This window comes from Streptomyces sp. NRRL B-3229, from assembly GCF_000719505.1.
GTDB classification, from domain to species: domain Bacteria; phylum Actinomycetota; class Actinomycetes; order Streptomycetales; family Streptomycetaceae; genus Streptomyces; species Streptomyces griseorubiginosus.
Genome location: NZ_JOGP01000006.1, coordinates 170,190 through 193,632 on the forward strand (window position 1 = coordinate 170,190; position 23,443 = coordinate 193,632).

Consider the following 23,443-nt stretch of genomic DNA (forward strand, 5'->3'; position numbering starts at 1 on the left):
CCGACACCAGACGGCCGGCTGCGACCACGCGCACATGTCGCACGAAACCCCCCACCCCGACCGGACGGAAAGGAACCGCATGAACAAGACCTCCGCCCCCGCCCCGGACGTCTGGGAGGAGCTGGTCACCTCGGCTCTGCTCGGCACCGCGCGCCGTACGCCGCCCGGCGTCGTCCCCGGCCCCGACGCACCGACGGCTCTGCTGGACGCGGCGGCCGTGGAGACCGTACGGCGACGGGCCGGACTGCGGCCCACGCGTGCGGCGGAGCGCCCGCAGCCCGCGCCAGAGGACTCCCGCCCTGCGCTGCCCGCCGCCGCGTCCCGTCGGCTCTCGATGCTGCTGGCCGACCGGCCGGGCGCGGGAAGCAGTGGCCGCAGGGGAACGGCACCGGATCTGATGGAGCTGTTGCCGCAGTGGCTCTCGGCGGCCAACGCACACGGCTACGCGGCGCCCCCGCAGTTGGTGCCCGCCCTGCTGGACGCGGCCCGGGGGCGTACGGACCTGCGGCCGGCCGCACTGGCCTTCGCGGGACCGCGGGCCACCTGGCTCGCCCGGCTGAACCCGGACTGGCGGTTCGCCCTGCGCGCGACACCGGGCGGCGGGACGGCGCTGCCCCCTGCGGAGGACACCGCGGCGGTGCGACAGCTCTGGGAGGAGGGGCTGTTCGCGGAGCGGGTCGCGCTGCTCGCGGCGATCCGGGCCCGGGAGGCCGCCGCCGCCCGCGAGTTGCTCGCTACGACCTGGGCGACCGAGCGCGCCGAGGACCGGCTGATGTTCCTCGACTCGTTGCGGACGGGACTGAGCGCGGACGACGAGCCGTTCCTGGAGCAGGCACTCGCGGACCGGAGCCGCAATGTGCGGGCCACGGCGGCGGAGTTGCTGTCGGCGCTGCCGGGCTCGGCGCTGGCGGCCCGGATGGCGGTCAGGGCCGGGGCGTGCGTGGCCGTCGACCGTACCCATGCCACGCCGACGATCATCGTCGAGGCACCGCACGAGTGCGACCCGGGCATGGAGCGCGACGGCGTCGTGACGAAGGCGCCCTCGGGTCGGGGTGAACGGTCGTGGTGGTTCGGGCAGTTGGTGGAGGCGGCGCCGCTGAGCGGGTGGCCGGACCGGCTGGGCGGACGGACCCCCGAGGAGATCGTGTCCCTGCCGGTGGCGGACGACTGGCGCGACGAGCTGCACGCGGCGTGGTGCCGGGCCGCCGTACGGCAACGGGACGCCCGGTGGGCCCGCGCCCTGCTCGGGGTTCCGGCGGCGCCGGAAGCCGGTGGGCCGGGGGCGGTGTCGCTGGCCGAGCGGGCCAAGCTGCTCGGCACCCTGGGGGCGGAGGAGCGGGCCGGGTGGGTGGCGGGGTTCATCGCGACGCACGGCCTGTCCGAGGCGTTCCAGTTGCTCGGAGTCTGCACCGTGCCGTGGGCTGCGCCGCTGGGAGGGGCGGTGGTGGACGCGCTCAACATCGCGCGGGACGCGGGGAGTTATCCGTGGAGTTTCAGTGGGGTGATGGGGCTGGCGGAGCGGTGTCTCGATCCGGGGGAGGCGGGGCGGCTGGAGGGCCTGATGGCGGTCCCGGACGAGGGAGAGGACGCGAGCCCCGGCGCGGGGGGTTATTGGGCGGAGGCCTTCCAGCGCCTGGTGACGACCTTGCGGTTGCGGGGCGCGATGGCGGAGGAACTGGAGGGGGAGCCGGAAGCGTGATGCCGTCCGGCGTGCCGCCGGGGGTTCGGTTCCCTCAGCCGACCCGCCTGGCGGCCTGGCCGACTTGCCCGAAACCACCCAGGGACGCGGGGAACTGCGCGACCAGCCCCCACCGGCCTGCCCCCGCAAACCGACCGCAACACTTCCCACGCCCGACCGGTCCGCACCCAAAACTCACCGCAAGGCTCCCCACGCCCGACCGGTCCGCACCCAAAACTCACCGCACGGCCTCCTACGCCCCCGTCGGCCGCCGCACATTGTCCCGCACCCAGTCCACGATCGCCTGCGTAGTCGCCCCCGGCGTGAAGATCTCCGCGACGCCCTTCTCCTTCAGCGCCGGGATGTCCGCCTCCGGGATGATCCCGCCGCCGAAGACGAGGATGTCCTCCGCTTCCCGCTCCTTCAGCAGGTCGATCACCGCCGCGAAGAGCGTGTTGTGGGCCCCGGAGAGGATGGAGAGGCCGATCGCGTCGGCGTCCTCCTGGATGGCGGTGGCGACGATCTGCTCGGGAGTCTGATGGAGCCCGGTGTAGATGACCTCCATGCCCGCGTCACGCAGGGCCCGCGCGATCACCTTGGCTCCACGGTCGTGCCCGTCGAGCCCCGGCTTGGCCACCACCACGCGGATCGGACCGGCTGCCACACCCATCACTGCCTCCATGAAGCGACTGCGTTCCTACCGACTAGTACCGCACGGACCGGGAATGTGAACGGACGTTGTCGCCGCCGTACCGCGACCGGCTGTTTCCGATGGTCATCGAGGGGGAAATCAGATGATGGGACACGTTCGGGAGCCGCAACGAGGTCGTCGCACCGCCGCGCCGCAGTCTGCGCGCCACGGCGGTGCGGCGCACCGGCGACGGCACGAAGGGCATGCAGGACAGGTAAGGCACGACAGCGGGGAGCCTCGTCGCCACACCGACAAGGACACCCCTCACGTCACCGGCGCACCACCAGCACCACGGACACCATCGGCCCGACAAGGACGAACACAAGTACAAACGGCAACAACAGCACCGCCCACCTCCTCGGCACCGCCGGACCATCCGGCGCCCCCGGAACCCCGCGCCGCACGCCGCACCCGCCCCGCGAGCCCCACTCGCGCTCCGTCGACGCCGATGACGACCTTCGCCGCGGCTTCCCACGAGCGCACACGGGGGACGGAGCTGTCCACCCGTGTGCCGACAGGAGGTCGGCCATGAAGGTCACCAAGGCGGCGCTGCCCTTTCTCCCCCTCTGCCAGCGCCTGCTGCCCGGCAGACTGGCGGGACTCTCCATGGCCCTCCTGAAAGCCACCGCCCTCGAGATGGCGATCCTCGCGGGCCACCTCCTCCTCTACCCCTCCGGTATCGCCCAGGAGCGCCGCTCCGCGCTCCCCTCGCTCCCCTCCCCGGAGGACGGCGCCGCCCAGCTTCCGACCGAGGCCAAGCCGCCGGTCGTGCTGCTGCACGGCTTCATCGACAACCGCTCCGTGTTCGTCCTCCTGCGCCGCAGCCTCGCCCAGCACGGCAGGCAGCAGATCGAGTCCCTGAACTACTCCCCGCTGACCTGCGACATCCGCGTCGCGGCGGAGCTGCTGGGCCGGCACATCGAGGGGATCTGCGAGCGCACGGGCAGCCGACAGGTCGATGTCGTCGGGCACAGCCTCGGGGGTCTCATCGCCCGGTACTACGTGCAGCGTCTGGGCGGCGACGCCCGGGTCCGCACGTTGGTCACGCTCGGCACCCCGCACTCCGGCACCCGGGTGGCGCCACTGGCGAACGCGCACCCGATCGTGCGCCAGATGCGCCCCGGCTCGGAGCTGCTGGAGGAACTCACTCAGCCGGCTCCGGGGTGCCGTACGCACTTCGTGAGCTTCTGGAGCGACCTGGATCACCTGATGGACCCGCTGGATGCCGCGTGCATCGACCACGCCGACCTGCTGGCGGAGAACGTCCGGGTGAGCGGGATCGGCCATCTCGCCCTGCCCGTGCACCCCGCCGTGGCGAGCGGCATACGGCAGGTGCTCGACACCGCGCGCCCCGGAGAGGAGACGGCGGGCCGCACCGGCGGACTGACCGTGGCGTAACGGCCGTAAGGACTTTACGGGCCGTAACGGCAGTAAGGGCCGTATCGGGCGGCGGGCGCAGGGCGTCGACAGGGCGTCAACAGCCCGCCGACAGCCTTCAGGCCGCCAACCGGCATCGAACAACTCTCGAACACAGGGCCAAACTCGCGCCCGCACTCCCCCGAAACACGGCCGAATGCCCGTTTCCTGCGCGCCCGAAACCAGTTGAAGATTGTCGCGCCCGCGTACCGCCGGGTACAGTCGCCGCACTGCTCTGGCAGCCCCTGTTGTCGAGGCGAAAGAGAAGTTGGTGAACGACCGTCACCCGTCGGGGACAATGACCACCCCGGCTCCGGCTTCCGACGCCGACTCGTCGCCCTATGCGTCGTACGGCTCCCAGGAGGCCCAGTACGGCGACTTCACCACGTACGGCGGTTACGACGCCACTGGTTTCCCGGCCTCGGACGCCTCAAACGCCACCGGCACCTTCGAGACCGACCCGCTCTTCGGCAACATGCCGGGCGACGGCACCGGTTCCTACGACGCCTCCACGTGGAACACCGGCGGCCACCAGACCCTGAACTACGACATGTACGCGGCCCAGCACCACGCCGCCTACGACACCGGCGCGTACGACGCCACGCAGTGGAGCGGCGACCAGCAGCACCTCGGCGCGATCCCCCCGCAGTCGGGCGGCCCCGACCACAGCGGCGAGTGGGACGCAGGCGCCTGGCAGCAGCTCGACCCCTCCGCGCACCAGGCCGACCGGACCCAGCAGTGGGAATGGGGCACGCAGGCCTTCGACACCGGCGCGTACGACGCGACGCAGTGGAACTCCGACGGCCCGGCGGCCGACCCGCAGGCGACGACGACCTTCGAGCAGGCCGGTTACGACGAGGGCCACGCGTACGACGAGACCCACGCCTACGCCGACGGCCACGCGTACGACGAGGCGAATCCTTACGGCGACGGCTACGCCGAACACACCTCGCACGACGGCGAGTCCACCGACACCGCCCTCACCGGGACCGGCGAGATGCCCGCCGTGCACGACATCGACGGCCGGCTCCTGGACGACCAGGAGGAGGCTCCCTCGGCCGAGGCGCCCGCCCCGGGCTCCCGCGTCGCCGCCCGCACCGCCAACCGCTCCCGCCGCCGTACGCCCGCGAAGCGCTCCGCGCTGCTGACGATCGCCGTTCCCTCGGCGTGTGTCATGGGGGTCGCCGGGATCGCCGCCGCCTCGGTCGGCACGCTGACCGGCGGCGAGCAGAGCACCGCGAAGACGCTGGCGGACCCGACCGCGGTCAAGCCGTCCGTCGCGAACGACAAGCTGGCCACCCAGCTCGAGAGCCTCTCGGCCGGCGCCGACGACTTCGCCGACCGGGCCAGCCGTACTCAGGAACGCATCGACCTCAAGGCCCAGCAGGTGGCCGAGAAGAGGAAGGCGGCGGAGGAGGCGGCCCGCAAGGAGCGGCTGCGCCCGAAGTTCGCCCTCCCGGTCGCGCAGCGCGGTCTCAGCGCCTACTTCGGGCAGGCCGGCGTCAACTGGATGTCCGTCCACACCGGCATCGACTTCCCGGTGTCGTACGGCACGACGGTGATGGCCGCGACCGACGGCACCGTGCGCACGCAGTGGAACAGCGCGTACGGCAACATGATGGTCGTGACGGCGAAGGACGGCACGGAGACGTGGTACTGCCACCTCTCCAGCTACCGCGTCTCCTCCGGTACGACGGTCAAGGCCGGCGACCCGATCGCCTACTCCGGCAACTCCGGCAACTCGACCGGCCCCCACCTGCACTTCGAAGTGCACCCGGCCGGCGGTGCGGCCATAGACCCCCTGCCGTGGCTGCGCAGCCACGGGCTGGACCCGACGTAACCCGAACCACCAACCGCCCCGGGCCGTACGAACCGAAACACCAGCCGCCCGGGCCGTACGAACCCGACCCACGAGTCGACCCAGGCCGTACATACCGGGCCGGACCCGGAGCAGAACCCCCGGACCGGCCCTTTCGCTTTCGCGCAGCTACAGCTTCTCCACCGGCGCGTACCGCAGCAGCAGCCGCTTCGGCTTGGCCTCCCCGAAGTCGATGGTCGCCTCGGCGTTGGCGCCGGTGCCCTTGACCCCGACCACGGTGCCCAGCCCGAACTGGTCGTGCGTGACCCGGTCGCCGACAGCGAGCGCGACCACCGGCTTCTCCGAGGTCCGGCGCGTCGCGAAGCCGGACGCACCCGACGCCGAGGAACGCGACCGGGACGAGGACAGCGAGGCGGCGATGCCCGAGACCGGTCCCGCGGGAGCGGCGGTCGCCCCCGTGCGCTTCCAGTCGACGTGCTGTGCCGGAATCTCCTCCAGGAAGCGGGAGGGCGGGTTGTACGACGGCTGCCCCCAGGCGCTGCGCAGGGAGGACCGGGTCAGGTACAGCCGCTCACGCGCGCGCGTGATGCCGACGTACGCAAGGCGCCGCTCCTCCTCCAGTTCCTTGGTCTGGCCGAGGGCGCGCATGTGCGGGAAAACGCCGTCCTCCATGCCGGTGAGGAAGACGACCGGGAACTCCAGGCCCTTGGCGGTGTGCAGGGTCATCAGGGTGATGACGCCGGAGCCGTCCTCGTCCTCGTCGGGGATCTGGTCGGAGTCGGCGACGAGCGCGACCCGCTCCAGGAAGTCGGAGAGCGAGCCGGTCTCCTCGCCCTCGCCGGACTCCTGCTCGAACTCCAGGGCCACGGCGGCGAGTTCCTGGAGGTTCTCGATGCGGGTCTCGTCCTGGGGGTCGGTGGAGGCCTGCAACTCGGCGAGGTAACCGGTGCGTTCGAGGACGGCTTCCAGGACGGTCGCCGGGCCCGCGCCGGACTCGACGATGGTCCGGAGCTCCTCCATCAGCACGTTGAAGCGCTTGACGGCGTTGGTGGAGCGCGCGGCCATGCCGTACGCCTCGTCGACGCGCTTGAGCGCCTGCGGGAAGCTGATCTTCTCGCGCTGGGAGAGGGCGTCGATCATCGCTTCCGCGCGGTCGCCGATGCCCCGCTTGGGCACGTTGAGGATCCGGCGCAGCGGCACCGAGTCCTCCGGGTTGGCGAGGACGCGCAGGTAGGCCAGGACGTCCCGGACCTCCTTGCGCTCGTAGAAGCGGACGCCGCCGACGACCTTGTAGGGCAGGCCGACGCGGATGAAGACCTCTTCGAAGACACGGGACTGTGCGTTGGTGCGGTAGAAGACCGCGACATCGCCGGCCTTCGCGTCGCCCGCGTCGGTGAGACGGTCTATCTCGTCGGCGACGAACTGCGCCTCGTCGTGCTCGGTGTCGGCGACATAGCCGGTGATGCGCGCGCCCGCGCCGGCGTTGGTCCACAGGTTCTTGGGGCGGCGGGACTCGTTGCGCTCGATGACGGCGTTGGCGGCGGTGAGGATCGTCTGGGTGGAGCGGTAGTTCTGCTCCAGGAGGATCGTCGTCGCGTCCGGGTAGTCCTCCTCGAACTGGAGGATGTTGCGGATGGTCGCACCGCGGAAGGCGTAGATCGACTGGTCGGCGTCACCGACGACACAGAGCTCGGCGGGCGGCAGGTCGTGCTCGCCCGGTGGTACGTCGACGGGGTGCTCGGAGGTGCCGACCAGCTCCCTGACCAGCGCGTACTGGGCGTGGTTGGTGTCCTGGTACTCGTCGACGAGGACATGCCGGAAGCGGCGGCGGTAGTGCTCGGCGACGTCCGGGAAGGCGCGCAGCAGGTTGACCGTCGTCATGATCAGGTCGTCGAAGTCGAGGGCGTTGGCCTCGCGCAGCCGCGACTGGTACATGGCGTAGGCCTGGGCGAGGGTCTTCTCGAAGCCGTCGGCGGCCTGGGCGGCGAAGTCCTCCTCGTCGATCAGCTCGTTCTTCAGGTTGCTGATCTTGGCGCTGAAGGACTTCGGCGGGAACTTCTTGGGGTCGAGGTCCAGATCGCGGCAGACCAGGGCCATCAGACGCTTGGAGTCGGCGGCGTCGTAGATCGAGAAGGAGGAGGTGAACCCGAGCTTCTTCGACTCCCTGCGCAGGATCCGCACGCAGGCGCTGTGGAAGGTCATGACCCACATCGCGTTGGCCCGCGGGCCGACGAGCTGCTCGACGCGCTCCTTCATCTCGCCGGCGGCCTTGTTGGTGAAGGTGATCGCGAGGATCTGGCCCGGGTGGACCTGGCGCTCGCCGAGGAGGTGGGCGATGCGGTGTGTAAGCACCCGGGTCTTGCCGGAGCCGGCGCCGGCCACGATGAGCAGCGGGGTGCCGGAGTGCACGACGGCGGCGCGCTGGTTCTCGTTCAGCCCGTCCAGGAGCGCGGCCGGGTCCAGCACGGGGCGGGGGGCGCCGTCGCGGTAGTAGGCGTCCCGGTCCGGGGGCACGTCGAACTTCCCGCCGAACAGATCGTCCGGAACGGGTTCCGGCACGTGGTCGTCCTCGGGCGGCGGCGGGGGTTCCTCCGCGTGCCCGCGAGGGGCCTGGAGGTCCGCCAGGAAGCTGTCGTCAAAGAGGCTGCTCATCGCTCTCCGAGTCTAGGGTGCCCCACTGACAGCCCGCCGCCGCCCTGAGAACATCGCCGGAATCGGGGACGCCCGGCGCCCGGGCGCAGGTCCGCGGCACCTGCCCCGGCCCGTCCGCCCGACGCCGGTCCAGGACCCTCCGGAACCACCCCGTCACGCTCCGCGGCCCACCGGACGGGCACAGCGACCGCGCCGAACCGCCCTTCCTCCGCCTCGCGAGCACGCCCCACCAGAGCACTCGAGCCGCGACAGACCACTCGGCGCCGACCGTCAGGCACGCCCGCCTGATCGAAGGTCACGGGCACGCACCCCTGACTGAAGATCACGGGTCAGAGACGCGCCCCTGCCCGAAGGTCACGAAAATGTATCGGGCATATCGAACATCAACCTTCACAGGGGCCGCACCAGTTGGCTACCGTTCCCGGTAGGCCGTACGACCCCCTCCGGCGAACGTCGCCGGGCCGCGCGGCCTCCGCCGAGTCCGACAGCGCCGCCGCGCGCCCGGAGCCGGGGACCCACCGAACCCCGGGGTGAATCGGCCGACTCCCGCCCACGGGAGCGCCGTAGGGCAACCCTTCCCGCCCGAACCCGACAGCTAACCCGGTAGGCGGAGCACGGAAGGAGTCGCCTCCCTTGGCGTCGCACCGCAAGTCGCGTCCCGCTGGTACGCGCGTAGCAGGCATACGGACCCCGGCCCTCGCGACGGCCGCCCTCACCTCCGTGGCCCTGCTGTCCCAGTCGGCGAACGCCGCGCCGGCCGATGACCGAGCCAGTCTCGAAGAGGTCGAGAAGAAGGTCGACGACCTCTACCGCCAGGCCGAGTCGGCGACCGACACCTACAACGCGGCCAAGGAGAGGACGACCAAGCAGCGCAAGCGGGTCGACACCCTCCTCGACGACGTCGCGCGGCGCACCGAGAAACTCAACCAGGCGCGGGAGGAGCTCGGTTCCTTCGCCGCCGAGCAGTACCGCACCGGGGCCGCCGCGCCCGGCACCGCGACCTTCCTGCTCGCCGACACCCCGCAGGACTACTTCGACCAGACGCAGCTGATGGGCCGCCTCACGAGCCGTCAGAAGGGCGCGGTGGACGACTACGTCTCCGAGCAGTCGGCGACGATGAAGAAGCGTCAGGAGGCCTCCCAGAGCCTCCAGTCGCTCACCGAGACGCAGAGCGACCTGAAGACCGCGAAGGCGACCGTCCAGAAGAAGCTCGCCGACGCGCGCGAGCTGCTGTCGGAGCTGACGGCCCAGGAGAAGGCTCGCCTCGCGGCGATCGAGAAGCTGAAGCAGGAGGCCGCGGCCCGCAAGGCGGCGGAGCTGGCCCGGCAGCAGGCGGCCGCGGAGAAGGCCGCGCAGGGGGCGGGTCAGGAGGCGGGCCGGCAGGAGAGCACGCCGGGCACCGGCACCTCGACGGCGACCGACCCCTCGTACGCCACCAGGGCCGCCAAGGCCCTCGCCTTCGCCCGGGCGCAGATCGGCAAACCCTATGTGTGGGGCGCCACCGGCCCCGGGTCCTACGACTGCTCGGGCCTCACCCAGGCCGCCTGGAAGGCCGCCGGCGTCACCCTCCCCCGCGTCACCTACGACCAGGTCAACGCCGGCACCACGGTCTCCCTGGCCGACGCCCAGCCCGGCGACCTGGTCTTCTTCTACGACGACATCAGCCACGTCGGCCTCTACATCGGCAACGGCATGATGATCCACGCCCCCAAGCCGGGCGCGTACGTCCGCGAGGAGTCGATCTACTACGACGGCGAGTCGGCGATCCACAGCGTGGTGCGACCGGCATGAGGTCCCGTGACTCGGGCGGCGCACCTGCGCCCGCGCGATTTCCCCCACGCGCGCGTGCGCGCCCCGCTCACGGGCCGCGCGGAGCTTCCTAGCATCGGTCCATGGCCGGTACCTCCCCGCACTCCCCCTTGCGCGTCTGGTGGACGCAGCGCCCGCCCGCCGCCGGGGCCGCCGTGCTGGCGACCGGCATCCTGTCGGTCGGGCTGCATCTGACGGGCTACGAGACGCTGTCCCGGATCGCCCTGGTGATCGGCTGCGCGGCCTGGCTGGGACTGGCCGCCGAGTTCGCCGTACGACTGCTGCGGGAGCGCGCCCGATGGGCCGCCGAGGCCGGGACGCCGGGCGCCCTGACCGCGGTGGCGGCGACCACCGTCCTCGGCACCCGCTTCTCCGCGCTCGGCCGGCAGTCCCTGGCCGAGGCGCTGCTCGCGCTGGCCGCGCTGCTGTGGCCGGTGCTGATCGTGTTCGTCGTGCGCCACTGGACACGGCGGATGCCCGGCGGAGTGTTCCTGAGCTGCGTGGCGACCGAGGGTCTCGCGGTCCTCGGCGCCACCCTCGCGACGGCCGAGTCTGCGGCCTGGCTCGCGCACACCGCGCTCGTGCTGTTCTGGCTCGGTCTGGTCCTCTACGGCGTCGCGCTCTTCCGCTTCGACCCGCGCCAGGTGCTCGAGGGCCACGGGGACCACTGGATCGCGGGCGGCGCGCTCGGCATCTCGGCCCTGGTCGGCGCGCAGCTGATCGCCGCGGACAGCGCGCCCCTGTACCTGTGGAACGACGACGACCTGGGCGTACTGCGCGCGGTGACCGTCACGCTGCTGGTGCTGGACCTGGCCTGGTACGCCGTGCTGCTGGTGGCCGAGTGCATGCGGCCGCGGCCGCGCTACGACGTGCGGCGCTGGGCCACCGTCTTCCCCATGGGCATGTCCGCCGCGGCGACCCTGTCCGTCGCCGCCGCCGTGGACGTCTCCTGGCTGAAGGTGCCGGGTGAGGTGCTGCTGTGGATCGCGGTGGCGGCCTGGCTGGCCGTCGCCGTGGGAGCGGTCGCCGAGGCGCGTGCCGCTCTCAGGTCCACAGAACCGCGATGAAGACGTTGGCCGTGGTCAGCGCGCCGACCAGGCCGAACAGCCCCTTGTCGACCTTCTCGTCGTCGCGCTTCACGTAGACGAGTCCGAGGATCACGATCAACAGGGCCAGCTTCACGCCGATCTTGATGTTGTTGACGTGCTGGTCGTCGGCCTGGTTGAGGCCGACCAGGATCACGCCGGTGACCAGCATGGTCGCGGCGCCGTGCAGCATCGCGGGGACGAACCGGGCGGCGCCCTGGCCCATCGCCTTCATCTGGGTGAGGAAACCGCCGAGCAGCGAGGCGATGCCGATGATGTGCAGGCCGACGAAGAGATGGATGAGTACGTCCATGGGGCCGGAGCCTATTGCGGCCCCCTAGGTGCGGCCGCACCGCCCCCGTCGGAAGATGCTGCATATATGCGGTCCGTAGCACTCCAAACCTCCTGAGCGGCAGAAAATCCCGACTTCGGTCAGCGCACCACGCGAAGTCGACGGCGGCACCCTGGCAACGCGGTCACCTTCGGTCACCAGTCGATTACCTGACGGCACTTCCGCACAACGCGTTACCTCCCGGACACAGGCAGGTTTAGCGTCCTCCACCAGGTGACCGGCTCCCCACCGCCGCCCGGGCCAGGGGCGGCAGTCGGCCACCACCGCCGAGAAGGTCCGGCGGCGGTCCGCTCCCCCTGTGTGGGCCGTCGCCGGACGCGCACACCGCCCCGGGCGGTCGTACGGCCGCTCCCTCCTGGCGTCCGTACGTCCCTGGGTCCCGGGGCGGCGGTCGGACGAAAGGACGTGCAGTCCACGTGGCAGCGCACCGCAAGCCCCGTCAACGCTCGGCCGGCGGCCATACGGTCCGTACGGCGGCGACGATCGCCCTCGCCGGGGCGGCGACCGCGGCGGGCTTCGACGGGACCGGGCACGCCGAGCCGCAGCTCACGCCCGCGCAGGTCAAGGCCAAGGTGGACCAGCTCTACCAGGAGGCGGAGACCGCCACCGAGAAGTACAACGGCGCGAAGGAGAAGGCGGAGGCCGCTGAAACCCGGCTCAACGCCCTGCGCGACCAGGCGGCCCGCAGGACAGCACAGCTCAACGATGCCCGGGACGGGCTGGGCGCGATCGCCGCCGCGCAGTACCGGGGCGGCGGACTCGACCCCGCGATGCAGCTCGCCCTCTCCGACAACCCCGACCACTACCTGGACGGCGCCGAGTTCGTCGAACGGGCCGGCAGCAGACAGGCGGCCTCGGTGGCGAACGTCCGCCGGCAGCTGCGGGAGATCGAGCAACTGCGCGGTGCCGCACACATCGAGCTGGATGCCCTGAAGTCCCGTCAGGCCGAGCTGAGGCGCCACAAGAAGACGATCACCGGGAAGCTGGAGGCGGCCCGCCGCCTGCTCACTCGGCTGCCGGCCGGGGAACGCGCGGGGGTGGGTGAGGGCGGGGCTCGCGCCTCACGTGACGCGACGGGCGCACGCCAGGGCCTGACGACACCTGCCGCGGCCACCGCGCAGGCCCCCAACTCCCGTGCCGCGGCAGCCGTCTCCTACGCCTACTCCAAGCTCGGCAGCCCCTATGTCTGGGGCGCCACCGGCCCGGACGCCTTCGACTGCTCGGGCCTCGTCCAGGCCGCGTACCGCTCCGCCGGCATCTCCCTGCCTCGCACGACCTACGCCCAGATCGACGCCGGCCGGCGCGTCTCCCGCTCCGAACTCCTCCCCGGCGACCTGGTGTTCTTCTACTCCGGCATCAGCCATGTCGGCCTCTACATCGGCAACGGCATGATGATCCACGCCCCGAACCCGTCGGCACCGGTACGGGAAGCGCCGATCGACGAGATGCCCTTCGCGGGAGCCACCCGGGTGGTGTGAGCGGGCCCCCGACGAGTGAGGCCCGGGCGAGCGCGCCCCGGACAGGCGCGGGGTCAGACCAGTCGCCGTGCGGTCGCCCATCGCGTCAGCTCATGACGGTTGGACAGCTGCAACTTCCTCAGCACCGCCGAGACATGGGACTCGACCGTCTTCACCGAGATGAACAGCTGCTTGGCGATCTCCTTGTAGGCGTAGCCCCGCGCGATGAGCCGCAGCACCTCGCGCTCGCGCTGGGTGAGACGGTCGAGGTCCTCGTCGACCGGCGGGGCGTCGGTGGAGGCGAAGGCGTCCAGGACGAAGCCCGCGAGCCGCGGGGAGAACACCGCGTCGCCCTCCTGGACGCGGAAGACGGAGTCCACGAGGTCCGTGCCCGTGATCGTCTTCGTCACATAGCCGCGCGCACCACCCCGGATCACCCCGATCACGTCCTCGGCAGCGTCCGAGACGGACAGGGCGAGGAAGCGGACGGGCTGCTCGGGGTCGGCCATCAACGGGGCGCAGCGGCGCAGCACTTCGACCCCGCCGCCGCCCGGGAGATGGACGTCGAGGAGGACGACCTCGGGGCGGGTCGCGGTGATGACGGTGACGGCCTGCTCGACGTCCGCGGCCTCCCCGACGACCTCGACACCGGTCTCCTCGGTCCGGCCGATCTCGGCCTGGACGCCGGTACGGAACATGCGGTGGTCGTCGACGAGGACCACGCGCACGTGCCGCTCGCCCGCGCCCCCCGCGGGCTCCACGGGTTCGGTGTTCGCCTCGGTGGGGTCACTCATGACGTCTTCTCCGCCCTCTCCATCTCCAGCTCGACCTCCGTGCCACCGCCCGGCACCGCGCGCAGCCGGGCCGTGCCGCCGTGGCGCTCCATGCGGCCGATGATCGATTGTCTGACACCCATCCGGTCGGCGGGTATCGAGTCGAGGTCGAAGCCGGGGCCGCGGTCCCGGACGGACACGAAGACCGTCCTGCCCTCGACTTCGGCGTAGACCTGTACGGCGCCGCCCTCGCCACCGTACTTGGCGGCGTTGACCATCGCCTCGCGCGCGGCCTGCATCTGCGCGCCGGTCCGCTCGTCGAGCGGGCAGTCCCCGACGACCACGACCTCGATGGGGACGCCGTGCTTGTCCTCCACCTCGGCCGCATTGCGCCGCACCGCGTCGGCGAGGTCGGTGGGTTCGTCGGCCTCGTCCTTGCCGGTGCCCTCGGGTTTGTAGAGCCAGGTGCGCAGGTCACGCTCCTGGGCGCGGGCGAGGCGGCGGACCTCGCCGGGGTTCTCCGCGTTGCGCTGGATCAGGGTGAGGGTGTGCAGCACGGAGTCGTGGACATGGGCGGCGACCTCGGCGCGCTCCTGGGCGCGGATGCGCATCAGACGCTCCTCGGAGAGGTCCTGGGTCATCCGGACGAGATACGGCCCCGCGAGCAGTGTTATCCCCACGAGGACCGCGAGTGCCGCCTGGAGGACGGAGCCGAGGTGGGCGGCGGAACCCTGGAGGACGAAGACCCCGGAGACACCCGCCGTGACGAGGAGGACACCGCCCGCGGCACGCAGCAGGCTCAGGGTGCGCCGACGGCGGCCGACCTCCATCCAGCGGGCCCGGCGGGCATTGTCCGCCTGGCGCCAGACGAGGGCGACGCCGGCGCCGACGAGGACGGCCGGCCAGAGATACGCCTTGGCCCCATTGCCCACGTTCACATTGCCGACGAAGACCATGGCCACGACGACCATGAGCAGCAGGGCCACGATCTGGCCCTTGTCGGGGCGGCGGGCGACCAGTCTGCGGCGGCCGTCCGGCGAGGTCTCCGTCGTGACCAGGGACGGGGGCCGCTGTCCACCCACCCCGCCGACGCCGAGCGGCACGAAGAACCAGAACGCGGCATACAGCAGGGCACCGAGGCCGTCCGCCATGAACAGGCCGACGAAGACGAGCCGCACCCAGATGACGGGCAGGCCGAGATGCCCGGCGAGCCCCCGCGCTACACCACCCAGCCAGCGTCCGTCACTGCTGCGGTAGAGCTTGCGCGGCGGCCGCGGTTCGACGAGGGGCGCTGCTGCGGCTTCCGGCATGCCATCGATCGTCACACGGCCGGGGTGCGGGGGCATCAGGGTTGGCCCCCGAGACTCCCCTGATCTTCGAACGGCATGCCCTCCGAACACCTCCCTCCCCCCTCTCAGGGCCGATATCAGGGTCCGGCCAGGGTCGTTCCGACTCCCGCCGGGCCCTCCCGCCCGTCACCATGGACACATGACAGATCACCAGCACGCCGCAGCCGCCGGATCCGGCGGAGGCCCGGACCGGAGCACCGGCGCCGGCACGGGCGTGGGCGCGCACAGGGAAGAAGGAGGCACGGCACCACCCACGGCCGTACACGGCACCGAGGGCCCCACCCAGCAGCCCAACACGGAGCCCGGCCCGGACCCCGCCCCCCTCTCCTTCCGGCGCGACCGGCGGCACAAGCAGCTCGCCGGGGTGTGCGCCGGGCTGGGGCGGCAGTGCGACATGGACCCGGTGATCTTCCGGATCACCCTCGCCGTGCTCTCGGCGACGGGCGGTATCGGCCTCATCTTCTACGGCTTCGCCTGGCTCGTAGTCCCGTACGAGGACGAGGACGAGAACGAGGTGCACAAGCTCCTCACCGGCCGGGTGGACGGCCAGGCACTGACGGGAGTGCTGTTCGCCCTGGTCGGCTGCGGAGTCTTCCTCACCATGCTGAGCAACACCGGCGTGCTGACCTTCGCCCTGGTGCTCTCCCTGCTCCTCGCGGGCGCCGGCTACTGGTCGCGCAACCGGGGCACCCCCGACCCGGACCCGCTCTCCGCGCAGGCCGTCGCCGACGCCCCGCCGGAGGCCCAGGCCCCGCCGGTACCGGCCGGCTCCCCTTCCTGGTGGCGCGACCCCATCGTCAAGGACGGCACCCATGTCGGCGGCACGGGCTATCTGTGGGGGCCCCTGGACTCCCGCGACCGTGACATCGCGGCGGCCGTCAACATCGGCCGCGGCACCCCGTGGAACCGGCGCGAGGACCTCCGCGCGGCCCACACCCGGCCCCCCAAGCCCCGCGGCCCGCGCTGGATCGGCGGCTGGATCTTCCTGTTCGCCCTGCTGGCGGGCGGTCTCGCCACCGGAGCGACCTGGGAGCACCACCCGCTCGGCACGAGTCTTCAGACCGGCCTGGCCTGCGCGCTGATCGTCTTCGGCGTCGGCATGGCCATCAGCTCCTTCCTGGGCCGCACGGGAGCGGGCTCGCTCTTCCTCGCCGTCATCACGGCAGGACTGCTGGCCACCTCCGCGGCCCTGCCGAAGGACATCACCACGCACTGGGTCCGCACCACCTGGAAACCGGCGGCGGTGACGGAAGTCCGCCCGGAGTACGAACTCGGCACCGGCGTGGGGACCTTGGACCTGACCAAGCTGGACGTGACCAAGGGCCGGACCGTGACGACCCACGCCGAGGTGGGTGTCGGCCGGCTGGTGGTGATCGTGCCGCCGGACGTGACCGTGAAGGCGAGCATCGACGTGGGAGTGGGCGACGTCCAGCTGCCGGGCGACGACCAGCAGGACGTGGACGTGCAGCCCGGCAAACGCAAGGAGGTCACCCTGCCGGCGACCTCGGACAGCAAGAACACCGGCACCCTCGACCTGGATCTGCGGGTCGGCATCGGACAGGCGGAGGTGAGCCGTGCTGCGTCATGAGTTCCAGCCGGGAAGACTGGTCGCCGGGGTCTTCCTCACCCTCGCCGGCATCACGTACGTCGGGGACGCGGGCGGCGCCTGGGACACACCGTGGTTCGCGGTGATCCCGATGGTCGTGGGCGGCCTCTGCCTGGCAGGCACGGTCGGACTGCTGACCCGCGCGATACGCGGCCGCCGCGCCAGACACCGCACAGAGGCACCCCCGAAGGAGGAGGAAAGGGCACAGCCGCCCTCACCACACTGACCGTGAGGGGGAAGCTACCGGTCACCTCGACACCGGTAGCTCCGCCGACCGGACCTACCGGTAACCTCCCGCCCGCTGCCGTCGTCGGGACCGCAAGGCGGCGTCCACGGAGAACACGGAAGCACCCGCGAGCACGAGCGGCAGCCAGGCCATCAGGTAGGCGAGGTCGTTGCCGTAGTAGTAGGGATCGGAGGCCCAACTCACCGTCAGCCAGAGACTGAGCGAGATCAGCGCGCCGCCCAGTGCGGCCAGGCGTGCCAGGATGCCGAGCAAGGTGCCGATACCTACGGCGAGTTCACCGAAGGCAATGGCGTACCCGAACCCGACGGGGTTCTTCAGGGACAGGTCGACCAGCGCGGGAATCGCGGACGAATCCCGCACGCTGCGCATCATGTCGCCGATGGAGCCCGAGCCGGAGTCCTTCATGAAGGCACTGTCGGTCAGCTTGTCCAAGCCGGCGTATATGAAAGTGACGCCCAGGAAGATGCGCAGGGGAAGCAGGGCGTACTGGCTGATGTTGTCCCGCCAGGACCGTGCCTCGTCGTAATAGGGGGCGTGCGTGTCCGTACGAAAACTATGAGTCATCGCTCCGAGCCGCCTCTCACCAGCGAGCCGAGACCCCTCACAAGACGATACGCATGGAGGGGCTGCGCGGCTCAATCCAGTTCGGAGGAGTTTTCGAGAGCGCCGGAGGGGTGCCGGGTTCGGTTGGCGGGCGGGTGCGGGTCCGCTGTGGCTGATCGCGCAGTTCCCCGCGCCCCTGGGGGTGCAGTGCACTTGAGCCAATACGGGACCGTCAGTCGCCGTGCCCGCCCCCGCCGGAGCGCAACGGGCCGCCGCAGGCCTTCAGGGGCGCGCGGAACTGCGCTAAACGCCCGACCTCACCCAGCCGCAGACAACCACCGCGAATCTCAGTCCGTCACGTCGATCGAATACCGGTTCGTCTCCACCCCCGCCGCAGTGACCACCTGCACCTCCACCCGTCCCGCCTCCACATCGGCCGGCACCGGCACGGTCAGCACATCGTCCGCCGGGTTGCTGAAGCCACCGGCGACCGGCACCAGCGGCACCTGCACGTTCACCGGGCCGATCCGCACCACCATCCGCGCCAGCCGGTCCGCCCGCTGCGCCCCCGGCGGCACGAACCCGGCGCCGCGGATCTCGATGTCGTCGCCGGTGCGGATCGGTCCGTCCAGGTCGCCCGCCTCGCGCGACCGCACCACGGAGAGGATCACCGGCCGGCCGCCCTCCGCGTACTTCCCCGCCACATACGTCGCCGCGGACACCAGCACCACCACCGCGAGTCCCCACGGCAGATCCGGCAACTGGTCCGGCCGCCGGGCAAGTCGGACGGCCGCGAACAGCAGCGCGACCCCGCCGATCACGACGTACTGGATGTCGGCGAAGCTGCCCCGCCCGGAGTCGTCCGTCAGCAGGTCCGCCGCCCGCGGGCGGTCCGCCCGCACCTTCTGGAGCCGCTGCCCCAGCACCCGCAGCCCGACCACCCGCCGTACCAGCACGGCGATCCCGCACACCACGGCGAGAACGGTCACGACACCCGCGCCCCGGGCCAGTTCGAGCCCGGAGATCAGCGTGTCCCGTTCCGCGTGGGAGGAGGCCGCGGCGAGCCGTCCCACCAGCACCAGCACCGCGTACGCGACGAACAGCACCCACGCCACGGCGACCGCGCGTGACGTGGAGAGCCGGTTGTCCTCGCCGATCACCGGCGCGAGCACCCCGCCGCGGGCCCGGTGGAACCAGGACGCGGCGGTCAGCGAACCGGCCACCACCAGCGCGGCCAGCAGCCCCGCCGTTCGCGCCGCGGTCCACCCCGCGCCGATCGCCGTGAGCGCCTGGACGAGCACCAGCACCACGACAGCGGCCCACACCGCACCCGCCGTACGACGCCACAGCCGGGCGAGCCAGGCCGCGCCCTCGGCCCGTCCGCGCTCGGCCACGAGCTCCGCGGACTGGGTGAGTTCCTCCGAGATCCACTGCCGGGAGGCCGACGCCGAGTGCGCCACTGCGGCAGGCAGCCCCTGTCCGGCGGCGAACTCGTCCCGCTTCAGCAGGAATTCGGCGACCGCGCGCCGATGCCCGGTCCGCGCCCCGTGCGGACAGTCCCCGCAGGTGCAGCCACCGTCATGCGCACCCCCCGGCCCTCTGGAGGCACCGAACGCACCCCCGTCCACGCCCTGTCTCGCTTCCTGCACCGCCACGCCCGACGCCCGCCTTCCCACGACCACGACCCTGGTGAACCTCTGGCCCCGCGGAAGCCCGGTCACCCACCGCACGGCGTTCCCACCGCGCGAAGACCTGTGAAGCCCCCTGAAGACCCCCGAGAAACCCCGAACAACTCCCCGGCGATGACAGCGAATTGTGCCCTACGGCACACCGCCCGGACCCGGCAGGTCCGGTCCGCGCAAGTGAAGCGACGGGTGAAGCAGGCCCCGCCGTGTTGACCCGGCTGCGAGAATTTGCGTATGGCCGAGATCATCCAGCGTGACGGGACCTGGGTCTTCGACGGCACAACGGTCAGGATCACGCCGGGACTCCACCGTTCCGTGCCGTTGTTCCGGCAGACGTACGGCGAGATCGCCGTGCCCCTGGAGGCCATCGCGGGCGTGGCGTTCGAGCCGGAGCGCAAACGCGGCCGGCTCCGGATGCGGCTGCGCGAGGGTGCGGACCCCCTCCTGCACGCGACCGGCGGACGGCTGCCGGACTCGGCCGATCCGTACCGGCTGGTCGTGGATGTCGACCGCGCCGGAGTCGCCGAGTACGTGGCCGAGGAGATCCGACGGTCCCTCCTCCTCGACCAGATCCCCAAGGAGCCGACGAAGACGTACCTGCTCCCCGGCCCGCCGGTCCCGGTCTCGGTGCGCTCCTCCGACGGTACGGTCTCCTTCGACGGCATCCAGGTGCGCATCGACTGGGCCGACACCTCCGACCGCGTCAAGCGTGCGACCGGCCCGCGGATCATCAACGTGGGCGACCTCGTGCAGGTGGAGTGGCTGCCCAACTCCGGTTACGAGGACGGGTTCATGCGGTTCGTGACCCGTGAGACGTCGTTCTCGAAACTGCCGCCGGAGAAGGACCCGTACGCCCTCGACCTGTGGGGCAGCACCCGCCGTGACCTGCTCACGGCTCTGGTCGCGACGGCGGTCACGGCCCGCCTGCCGCACCCGTCGACCCGGGGCGGCCTCGAGTACGACGACGAGCGGGCCCTGCGGCCCCGGTCGACGGCCTCGGCCCTGCCGCCGGCGGCCGATCACCACGACGTACTGCTACGCAGGCTGCGGGAGCTGGGCGAGCTGTACCGCGAAGGGGTGCTCACCGACGAGGAGTTCGCCGCAACGAAGGCCGCCGTACTGCGGGGCTTCTAGCGCAGCGGCCCCACTCCGGACCTTCAGCTCAGCAGGCACCGGCCCCACTCCCGCGTTTCGGCTCAACAGGCGCCGGCCGGACTCCCGTGCTTCAGCTCAGCAGATCCGGCTCGCTGCGGCTGATGTCCTGCCACATCGGCTGGTAGTTGATCCACGCCACCAGGTCCCCGCCCAGCTGCTCCCGTGTCGCCACCGCCGCCCGGTGGTCGATGAGCACGGGGCGGCCCGCCGCCCGGGCCGTCAGCTGGACCTGGCTGGAGCGTTCCATCGAGATGAACCACCAGGCCGCCGCGTCCACCGAGTCCCCGACGGTCAGCAGCCCGTGGTTGCGCAGGACCAGGGCCTTGCGGGACCCGAGCGCGGTGGCGATCCGGCGGCCCTCCTCGGCGTCCACGACGACGCCGGTGTAGGTGTCGTACAGCGCGTGGTCCTCGTAGAAGGCGCAGCTCTCCTGGGTGATCGGGTCGAGGAGCTCGCCGAGGGCGGCCAGTGCCCGCCCGTGCACGGAGTGGCAGTGGGCGACGGCCACGACGTCGGGGCGGGCGGCGTGCACCTGGGAGTGCACGGTGAACGCGGCCTGGTTGACGTGGTGGCGGCCGTCGATCACCTGGCCGTCGGAGTTGGCGAGCACCAGGTCGCTCACGGTGACGTGCCTGAAGGGCATGCCGAAGGGGTTGACCCAGAAGCAGTCGGTGAACTGGGGGTCGCGGGCGGTGATGTGTCCGGAGACGCCGTCCTCGAAGCCGAGCCGTCCGAAGGTGCGCAGCGCGCCGGCAAGCCGCTCCTTGCGGTGCCGGCGTTCCTCCTCGACGGAGTCGTGCATCGGCGGCATCGCGAACTGGAGCTTCTCGGTGGGCACGGGCATCGGCGGAGTCGGCCCGAGGGGTGTCCCGTGCATCTGTTCCTCCAGCACTGGGTTGCTTACGGGGCGGAAGTTACCGTCGGGCAGCGCAGGAGAACAGGGGTGGTTTGTAAAGATGGTGCACACAGCGGATACCGGACAGAAGATGTCGGGTATGGGCGCAAGACTGCACGGTATGAACTGGGCAGACTTCTCCTCCGCGGAACCCGGCCTCGCCAGGACCGTGGAGCAGCGCTTCGGCGCCTTCACCCACCACACCCTCGCCACCCTCCGCAAGGACGGCTCTCCGCGCACCACGGGCCTGGAGGTCCGCTTCCTGAACGGCGAACTCTGGCTCGGCATGATGCCGGACTCGCTCAAGGCGCGGGACCTGCTGCGGGACCCGCGTTTCTCCCTCCAGGCCAACCCCGGCGAGGGCCAGACCATGGGCGGCGGAGACGTACGGATCAGCGGTCACGCGCGCGAGGTCACCGATCCGCAGACCAAGGCCCGGTACGGCGAAGAGGTGGAACCGCCGGAGCCGTTCCACCTCTTCCGCACCGAGCTGACGGAGGTCGTGCGGACCTACGTCGAGGACGACACCTACCTCGTCGTCCAGGTCTGGAAGCCCGGGGAGCCGGTGCGCACCCTCAAGCGGACCTAGGGCCCGCCAGGGCCTACTCCCACTCGATGGTGCCCGGCGGCTTCGACGTCACGTCGAGCACCACGCGGTTGACGTCGGCCACCTCGTTGGTGATCCGCGTCGAGATCTTCGCCAGGACGTCGTACGGCAGTCGCGACCAGTCGGCCGTCATGGCGTCCTCGCTGGACACCGGGCGCAGGACGATCGGGTGGCCGTAGGTGCGGCCGTCGCCCTGGACGCCGACCGAGCGGACGTCCGCGAGCAGGACGACCGGGCACTGCCAGATGTCGCGGTCCAGGCCGGCCGCGGTCAGCTCCTCGCGGGCGATGGCGTCGGCGTCGCGCAGCAGGTCCAGGCGCTCCTTGGTGACCTCGCCGACGATCCGGATGCCGAGGCCGGGGCCCGGGAAGGGCTGGCGCTGGACGATCTCCTCCGGCAGGCCCAGCTCCTGGCCGACCATCCGGACCTCGTCCTTGAACAGCTTGCGCAGCGGCTCGATCAGCTGGAACTCGAGGTCCTCGGGCAGGCCGCCGACGTTGTGGTGCGACTTGATGTTGGCGGTGCCGGTGCCGCCGCCGGACTCGACCACGTCCGGGTAGAGCGTGCCCTGGACGAGGAACTCCACCGCCGGGCCCTCGTCCGCGATGATCTCGGCCTGGGCCTGCTCGAAGACGCGGATGAACTCCCGGCCGATGATCTTCCGCTTCTCCTCGGGGTCCGAGACACCCTTGAGGGCCGTGAGGAAGCGCTCCTCCGCGTCGACGACGACCAGCTTGACGCCGGTCGCGGCCACGAAGTCCTTCTCGACCTGCTCGGTCTCGCCCTTGCGCATCAGACCGTGGTCGACGTACACGCAGGTCAGCTGGTCGCCGATGGCACGCGCGACCAGGGCCGCGGCCACCGCGGAGTCCACGCCGCCGGACAGACCGCAGATCGCGCGCTTGTCGCCGACGCGCGAGCGGATCTCGGCGACCTGCTCCTCGATCACGTTGCCGGTGGTCCAGTCGGGCTTGAGACCGGCACCCCGGTACAGGAAGTGCTCCAGGACCTGCTGGCCGTGCGTGGAGTGCATGACCTCGGGGTGGTACTGGACGCCGTAGAGCTTCTTCTCGTCGTTCTCGAAGGCGGCGACCGGGACGACGTCCGTGGACGCGGTCACGGTGAAGCCCTCGGGGGCGGCGGAGCAGGCGTCGCCGTGGGACATCCACACCGACTGCTCGTCCGGGGTGCCCTCGAAGAGGGTCGAGCCGGACTTCGAGACGTGCAGCGGCGTGCGGCCGTACTCACGCGCGCCGGTGTTGTCGACGGTGCCGCCGAGGGTGGTGGCCATCAGCTGGAAGCCGTAGCACATGCCGAAGACCGGGACGCCGGACTCGAAGAGCGCGCGGTCCAGGCGCGGGGCGCCCTCCGCGTACACCGACGAGGGGCCGCCGGAGAGGATGATCGCCGCCGGGTTCTTGGCGAGCATCTCCGCGACCGGCATGGTGCTCGGCACGATCTCGCTGTAGACCCGGGCCTCGCGGACACGACGGGCGATGAGCTGGGCGTACTGCGCACCGAAGTCGACGACCAGGACGGTGTCGGGGGCGGCGGCGGGGTTCGCTGAGGACACGGGTTGCCTTCCGGCGGTGAGCGAGGTGTGTGTGGGGCCGAGTCTACCGGG

General features: G+C 71.5%; 19 protein-coding genes and 1 riboswitch. Of the genes, 10 read left to right on the forward strand and 9 right to left on the reverse strand.

The features are described 5' to 3' along the window. The first annotated feature begins 79 nt into the window (after positions 1 to 79). On the forward strand, positions 80 to 1,699 hold the full coding sequence (locus IF54_RS0111050; RefSeq protein ID WP_030317128.1) for a DUF5691 domain-containing protein: 1,620 nt from the start codon (positions 80 to 82) through the stop codon (positions 1,697 to 1,699). A gap of 232 nt (positions 1,700 to 1,931) precedes the next feature. Here IF54_RS0111050 and IF54_RS0111055 read toward each other — a convergent pair whose 3' ends face one another. Then, a complete protein-coding gene (locus IF54_RS0111055; protein ID WP_030317130.1) occupies positions 1,932 to 2,348 on the reverse strand; it encodes a cobalamin B12-binding domain-containing protein in 417 nt (138 codons plus the stop codon). Between the two features lie 549 nt (positions 2,349 to 2,897). Between IF54_RS0111055 and IF54_RS0111065 the strand changes: the two genes are divergently transcribed. Beyond that, positions 2,898 to 3,767, forward strand: a complete 870-nt coding sequence (locus tag IF54_RS0111065) for a lipase family alpha/beta hydrolase (protein ID WP_030317134.1) — start codon at positions 2,898 to 2,900, stop codon at positions 3,765 to 3,767. A gap of 316 nt (positions 3,768 to 4,083) precedes the next feature. Continuing rightward, positions 4,084 to 5,625, forward strand: a complete 1,542-nt coding sequence (locus IF54_RS0111070; protein WP_030317136.1) for a M23 family metallopeptidase — start codon at positions 4,084 to 4,086, stop codon at positions 5,623 to 5,625. 147 nt (positions 5,626 to 5,772) lie between these two features. Here the strand turns inward: IF54_RS0111070 and pcrA are convergent, their stop codons facing one another. Next, entirely contained in the window at positions 5,773 to 8,256 is a 2,484-nt protein-coding gene (gene pcrA, locus IF54_RS0111075; RefSeq protein ID WP_030317139.1) for a DNA helicase PcrA, read from the reverse strand. Positions 8,257 to 8,734: 478 nt separating this feature from the next. Continuing rightward, positions 8,735 to 8,881, forward strand: a riboswitch (cyclic di-AMP (ydaO/yuaA leader). Between the two features lie 8 nt (positions 8,882 to 8,889). Here pcrA and IF54_RS0111080 point away from each other — a divergent pair. After that, the gene (locus IF54_RS0111080) at positions 8,890 to 10,047 is read left to right on the forward strand and encodes a C40 family peptidase (protein WP_030317141.1); all 1,158 of its coding nucleotides are present in this window, start codon (positions 8,890 to 8,892) and stop codon (positions 10,045 to 10,047) included. Between the two features lie 101 nt (positions 10,048 to 10,148). Next, positions 10,149 to 11,132 carry a tellurite resistance/C4-dicarboxylate transporter family protein gene (locus tag IF54_RS0111085; RefSeq protein ID WP_030317143.1) on the forward strand — a complete coding sequence of 328 codons (984 nt, stop codon included), beginning with the start codon at positions 10,149 to 10,151 and terminating at the stop codon, positions 11,130 to 11,132. Here IF54_RS0111085 and IF54_RS0111090 read toward each other — a convergent pair. Then, positions 11,110 to 11,463, reverse strand: a complete 354-nt coding sequence (locus IF54_RS0111090) for a hypothetical protein (RefSeq protein ID WP_030317148.1) — start codon at positions 11,461 to 11,463, stop codon at positions 11,110 to 11,112. The two genes, IF54_RS0111085 and IF54_RS0111090, sit on opposite strands and share 23 nt — an antisense overlap. Before the next feature lie 455 nt (positions 11,464 to 11,918). On the opposite strand from IF54_RS0111090, the gene IF54_RS0111095 reads away from it, so the two are divergent. Continuing rightward, positions 11,919 to 12,980: an NlpC/P60 family protein gene (locus IF54_RS0111095; RefSeq protein ID WP_030317150.1), complete on the forward strand. Its 1,062-nt coding sequence runs from the start codon at positions 11,919 to 11,921 to the stop codon at positions 12,978 to 12,980. Between the two features lie 53 nt (positions 12,981 to 13,033). Here IF54_RS0111095 and IF54_RS0111100 read toward each other — a convergent pair whose 3' ends face one another. Together IF54_RS0111100 and IF54_RS0111105 are read right to left on the reverse strand one after the other, a co-directional pair. Further along, positions 13,034 to 13,753, reverse strand: coding sequence for a LuxR C-terminal-related transcriptional regulator (locus tag IF54_RS0111100; protein ID WP_030317151.1), 720 nt, complete (start codon positions 13,751 to 13,753; stop codon positions 13,034 to 13,036). Continuing rightward, positions 13,750 to 15,078, reverse strand: coding sequence for an ATP-binding protein (locus tag IF54_RS0111105; RefSeq protein ID WP_030317152.1), 1,329 nt, complete (start codon positions 15,076 to 15,078; stop codon positions 13,750 to 13,752). The genes IF54_RS0111100 and IF54_RS0111105 overlap by 4 nt, the downstream gene beginning before the upstream one ends. 142 nt (positions 15,079 to 15,220) lie before the next feature. Between IF54_RS0111105 and IF54_RS0111110 the strand changes: the two genes are divergently transcribed. After that, positions 15,221 to 16,669, forward strand: coding sequence for a PspC domain-containing protein (locus IF54_RS0111110; RefSeq protein WP_030317154.1), 1,449 nt, complete (start codon positions 15,221 to 15,223; stop codon positions 16,667 to 16,669). Next, the gene (locus IF54_RS0111115; RefSeq protein ID WP_030317156.1) at positions 16,656 to 16,913 is read left to right on the forward strand and encodes a hypothetical protein; all 258 of its coding nucleotides are present in this window, start codon (positions 16,656 to 16,658) and stop codon (positions 16,911 to 16,913) included. Before IF54_RS0111110 ends, IF54_RS0111115 begins: the two co-directional genes overlap by 14 nt. A 54-nt stretch (positions 16,914 to 16,967) precedes the next feature. Here IF54_RS0111115 and IF54_RS0111120 read toward each other — a convergent pair whose 3' ends face one another. Continuing rightward, on the reverse strand, positions 16,968 to 17,498 hold the full coding sequence (locus IF54_RS0111120) for a DoxX family protein (protein WP_030317158.1): 531 nt from the start codon (positions 17,496 to 17,498) through the stop codon (positions 16,968 to 16,970). A gap of 326 nt (positions 17,499 to 17,824) precedes the next feature. Continuing rightward, a complete protein-coding gene (locus IF54_RS0111125; RefSeq protein ID WP_030317160.1) occupies positions 17,825 to 19,132 on the reverse strand; it encodes a hypothetical protein in 1,308 nt (435 codons plus the stop codon). A 264-nt stretch (positions 19,133 to 19,396) separates the two neighbouring features. On the opposite strand from IF54_RS0111125, the gene IF54_RS0111130 reads away from it, so the two are divergent. After that, the gene (locus IF54_RS0111130; RefSeq protein ID WP_030317161.1) at positions 19,397 to 20,296 is read left to right on the forward strand and encodes a DUF4429 domain-containing protein; all 900 of its coding nucleotides are present in this window, start codon (positions 19,397 to 19,399) and stop codon (positions 20,294 to 20,296) included. Positions 20,297 to 20,387: 91 nt separating this feature from the next. Here IF54_RS0111130 and IF54_RS0111135 read toward each other — a convergent pair whose 3' ends face one another. Further along, positions 20,388 to 21,194, reverse strand: a complete 807-nt coding sequence (locus tag IF54_RS0111135) for a class II aldolase/adducin family protein (protein ID WP_030317162.1) — start codon at positions 21,192 to 21,194, stop codon at positions 20,388 to 20,390. A gap of 139 nt (positions 21,195 to 21,333) precedes the next feature. Between IF54_RS0111135 and IF54_RS0111140 the strand changes: the two genes are divergently transcribed. Beyond that, positions 21,334 to 21,801, forward strand: coding sequence for a pyridoxamine 5'-phosphate oxidase family protein (locus IF54_RS0111140; RefSeq protein ID WP_030317164.1), 468 nt, complete (start codon positions 21,334 to 21,336; stop codon positions 21,799 to 21,801). Between the two features lie 13 nt (positions 21,802 to 21,814). Here the strand turns inward: IF54_RS0111140 and guaA are convergent, their stop codons facing one another. Then, positions 21,815 to 23,392 (reverse strand): glutamine-hydrolyzing GMP synthase, encoded by a 1,578-nt coding sequence (gene guaA, locus IF54_RS0111145; RefSeq protein ID WP_030317166.1) that lies wholly within the window; start codon positions 23,390 to 23,392, stop codon positions 21,815 to 21,817. Positions 23,393 to 23,443: the final 51 nt, after the last annotated feature.

What these genes read in the sequence shown, in the direction of transcription:
- IF54_RS0111070 (WP_030317136.1), top strand. Translation starts at nt 4,084, where the DNA reads ATGACCACCCCGGCTCCGGCTTCCGACGCCGACTCGTCGCCCTATGCG.
- IF54_RS0111130 (WP_030317161.1), top strand. Translation starts at nt 19,397, where the DNA reads ATGGCCGAGATCATCCAGCGTGACGGGACCTGGGTCTTCGACGGCACA.
- IF54_RS0111085 (WP_030317143.1), top strand. Translation starts at nt 10,149, where the DNA reads ATGGCCGGTACCTCCCCGCACTCCCCCTTGCGCGTCTGGTGGACGCAG.
- IF54_RS0111050 (WP_030317128.1), top strand. Translation starts at nt 80, where the DNA reads ATGAACAAGACCTCCGCCCCCGCCCCGGACGTCTGGGAGGAGCTGGTC.
- IF54_RS0111065 (WP_030317134.1), top strand. Translation starts at nt 2,898, where the DNA reads ATGAAGGTCACCAAGGCGGCGCTGCCCTTTCTCCCCCTCTGCCAGCGC.
- IF54_RS0111135 (WP_030317162.1), bottom strand. Translation starts at nt 21,194, where the DNA reads ATGCACGGGACACCCCTCGGGCCGACTCCGCCGATGCCCGTGCCCACC.
- IF54_RS0111100 (WP_030317151.1), bottom strand. Translation starts at nt 13,753, where the DNA reads ATGAGTGACCCCACCGAGGCGAACACCGAACCCGTGGAGCCCGCGGGG.
- IF54_RS0111110 (WP_030317154.1), top strand. Translation starts at nt 15,221, where the DNA reads ATGACAGATCACCAGCACGCCGCAGCCGCCGGATCCGGCGGAGGCCCG.
- IF54_RS0111140 (WP_030317164.1), top strand. Translation starts at nt 21,334, where the DNA reads ATGAACTGGGCAGACTTCTCCTCCGCGGAACCCGGCCTCGCCAGGACC.
- IF54_RS0111120 (WP_030317158.1), bottom strand. Translation starts at nt 17,498, where the DNA reads ATGACTCATAGTTTTCGTACGGACACGCACGCCCCCTATTACGACGAG.
- pcrA (WP_030317139.1), bottom strand. Translation starts at nt 8,256, where the DNA reads ATGAGCAGCCTCTTTGACGACAGCTTCCTGGCGGACCTCCAGGCCCCT.
- IF54_RS0111105 (WP_030317152.1), bottom strand. Translation starts at nt 15,078, where the DNA reads ATGCCCCCGCACCCCGGCCGTGTGACGATCGATGGCATGCCGGAAGCC.
- IF54_RS0111055 (WP_030317130.1), bottom strand. Translation starts at nt 2,348, where the DNA reads ATGGGTGTGGCAGCCGGTCCGATCCGCGTGGTGGTGGCCAAGCCGGGG.
- IF54_RS0111090 (WP_030317148.1), bottom strand. Translation starts at nt 11,463, where the DNA reads ATGGACGTACTCATCCATCTCTTCGTCGGCCTGCACATCATCGGCATC.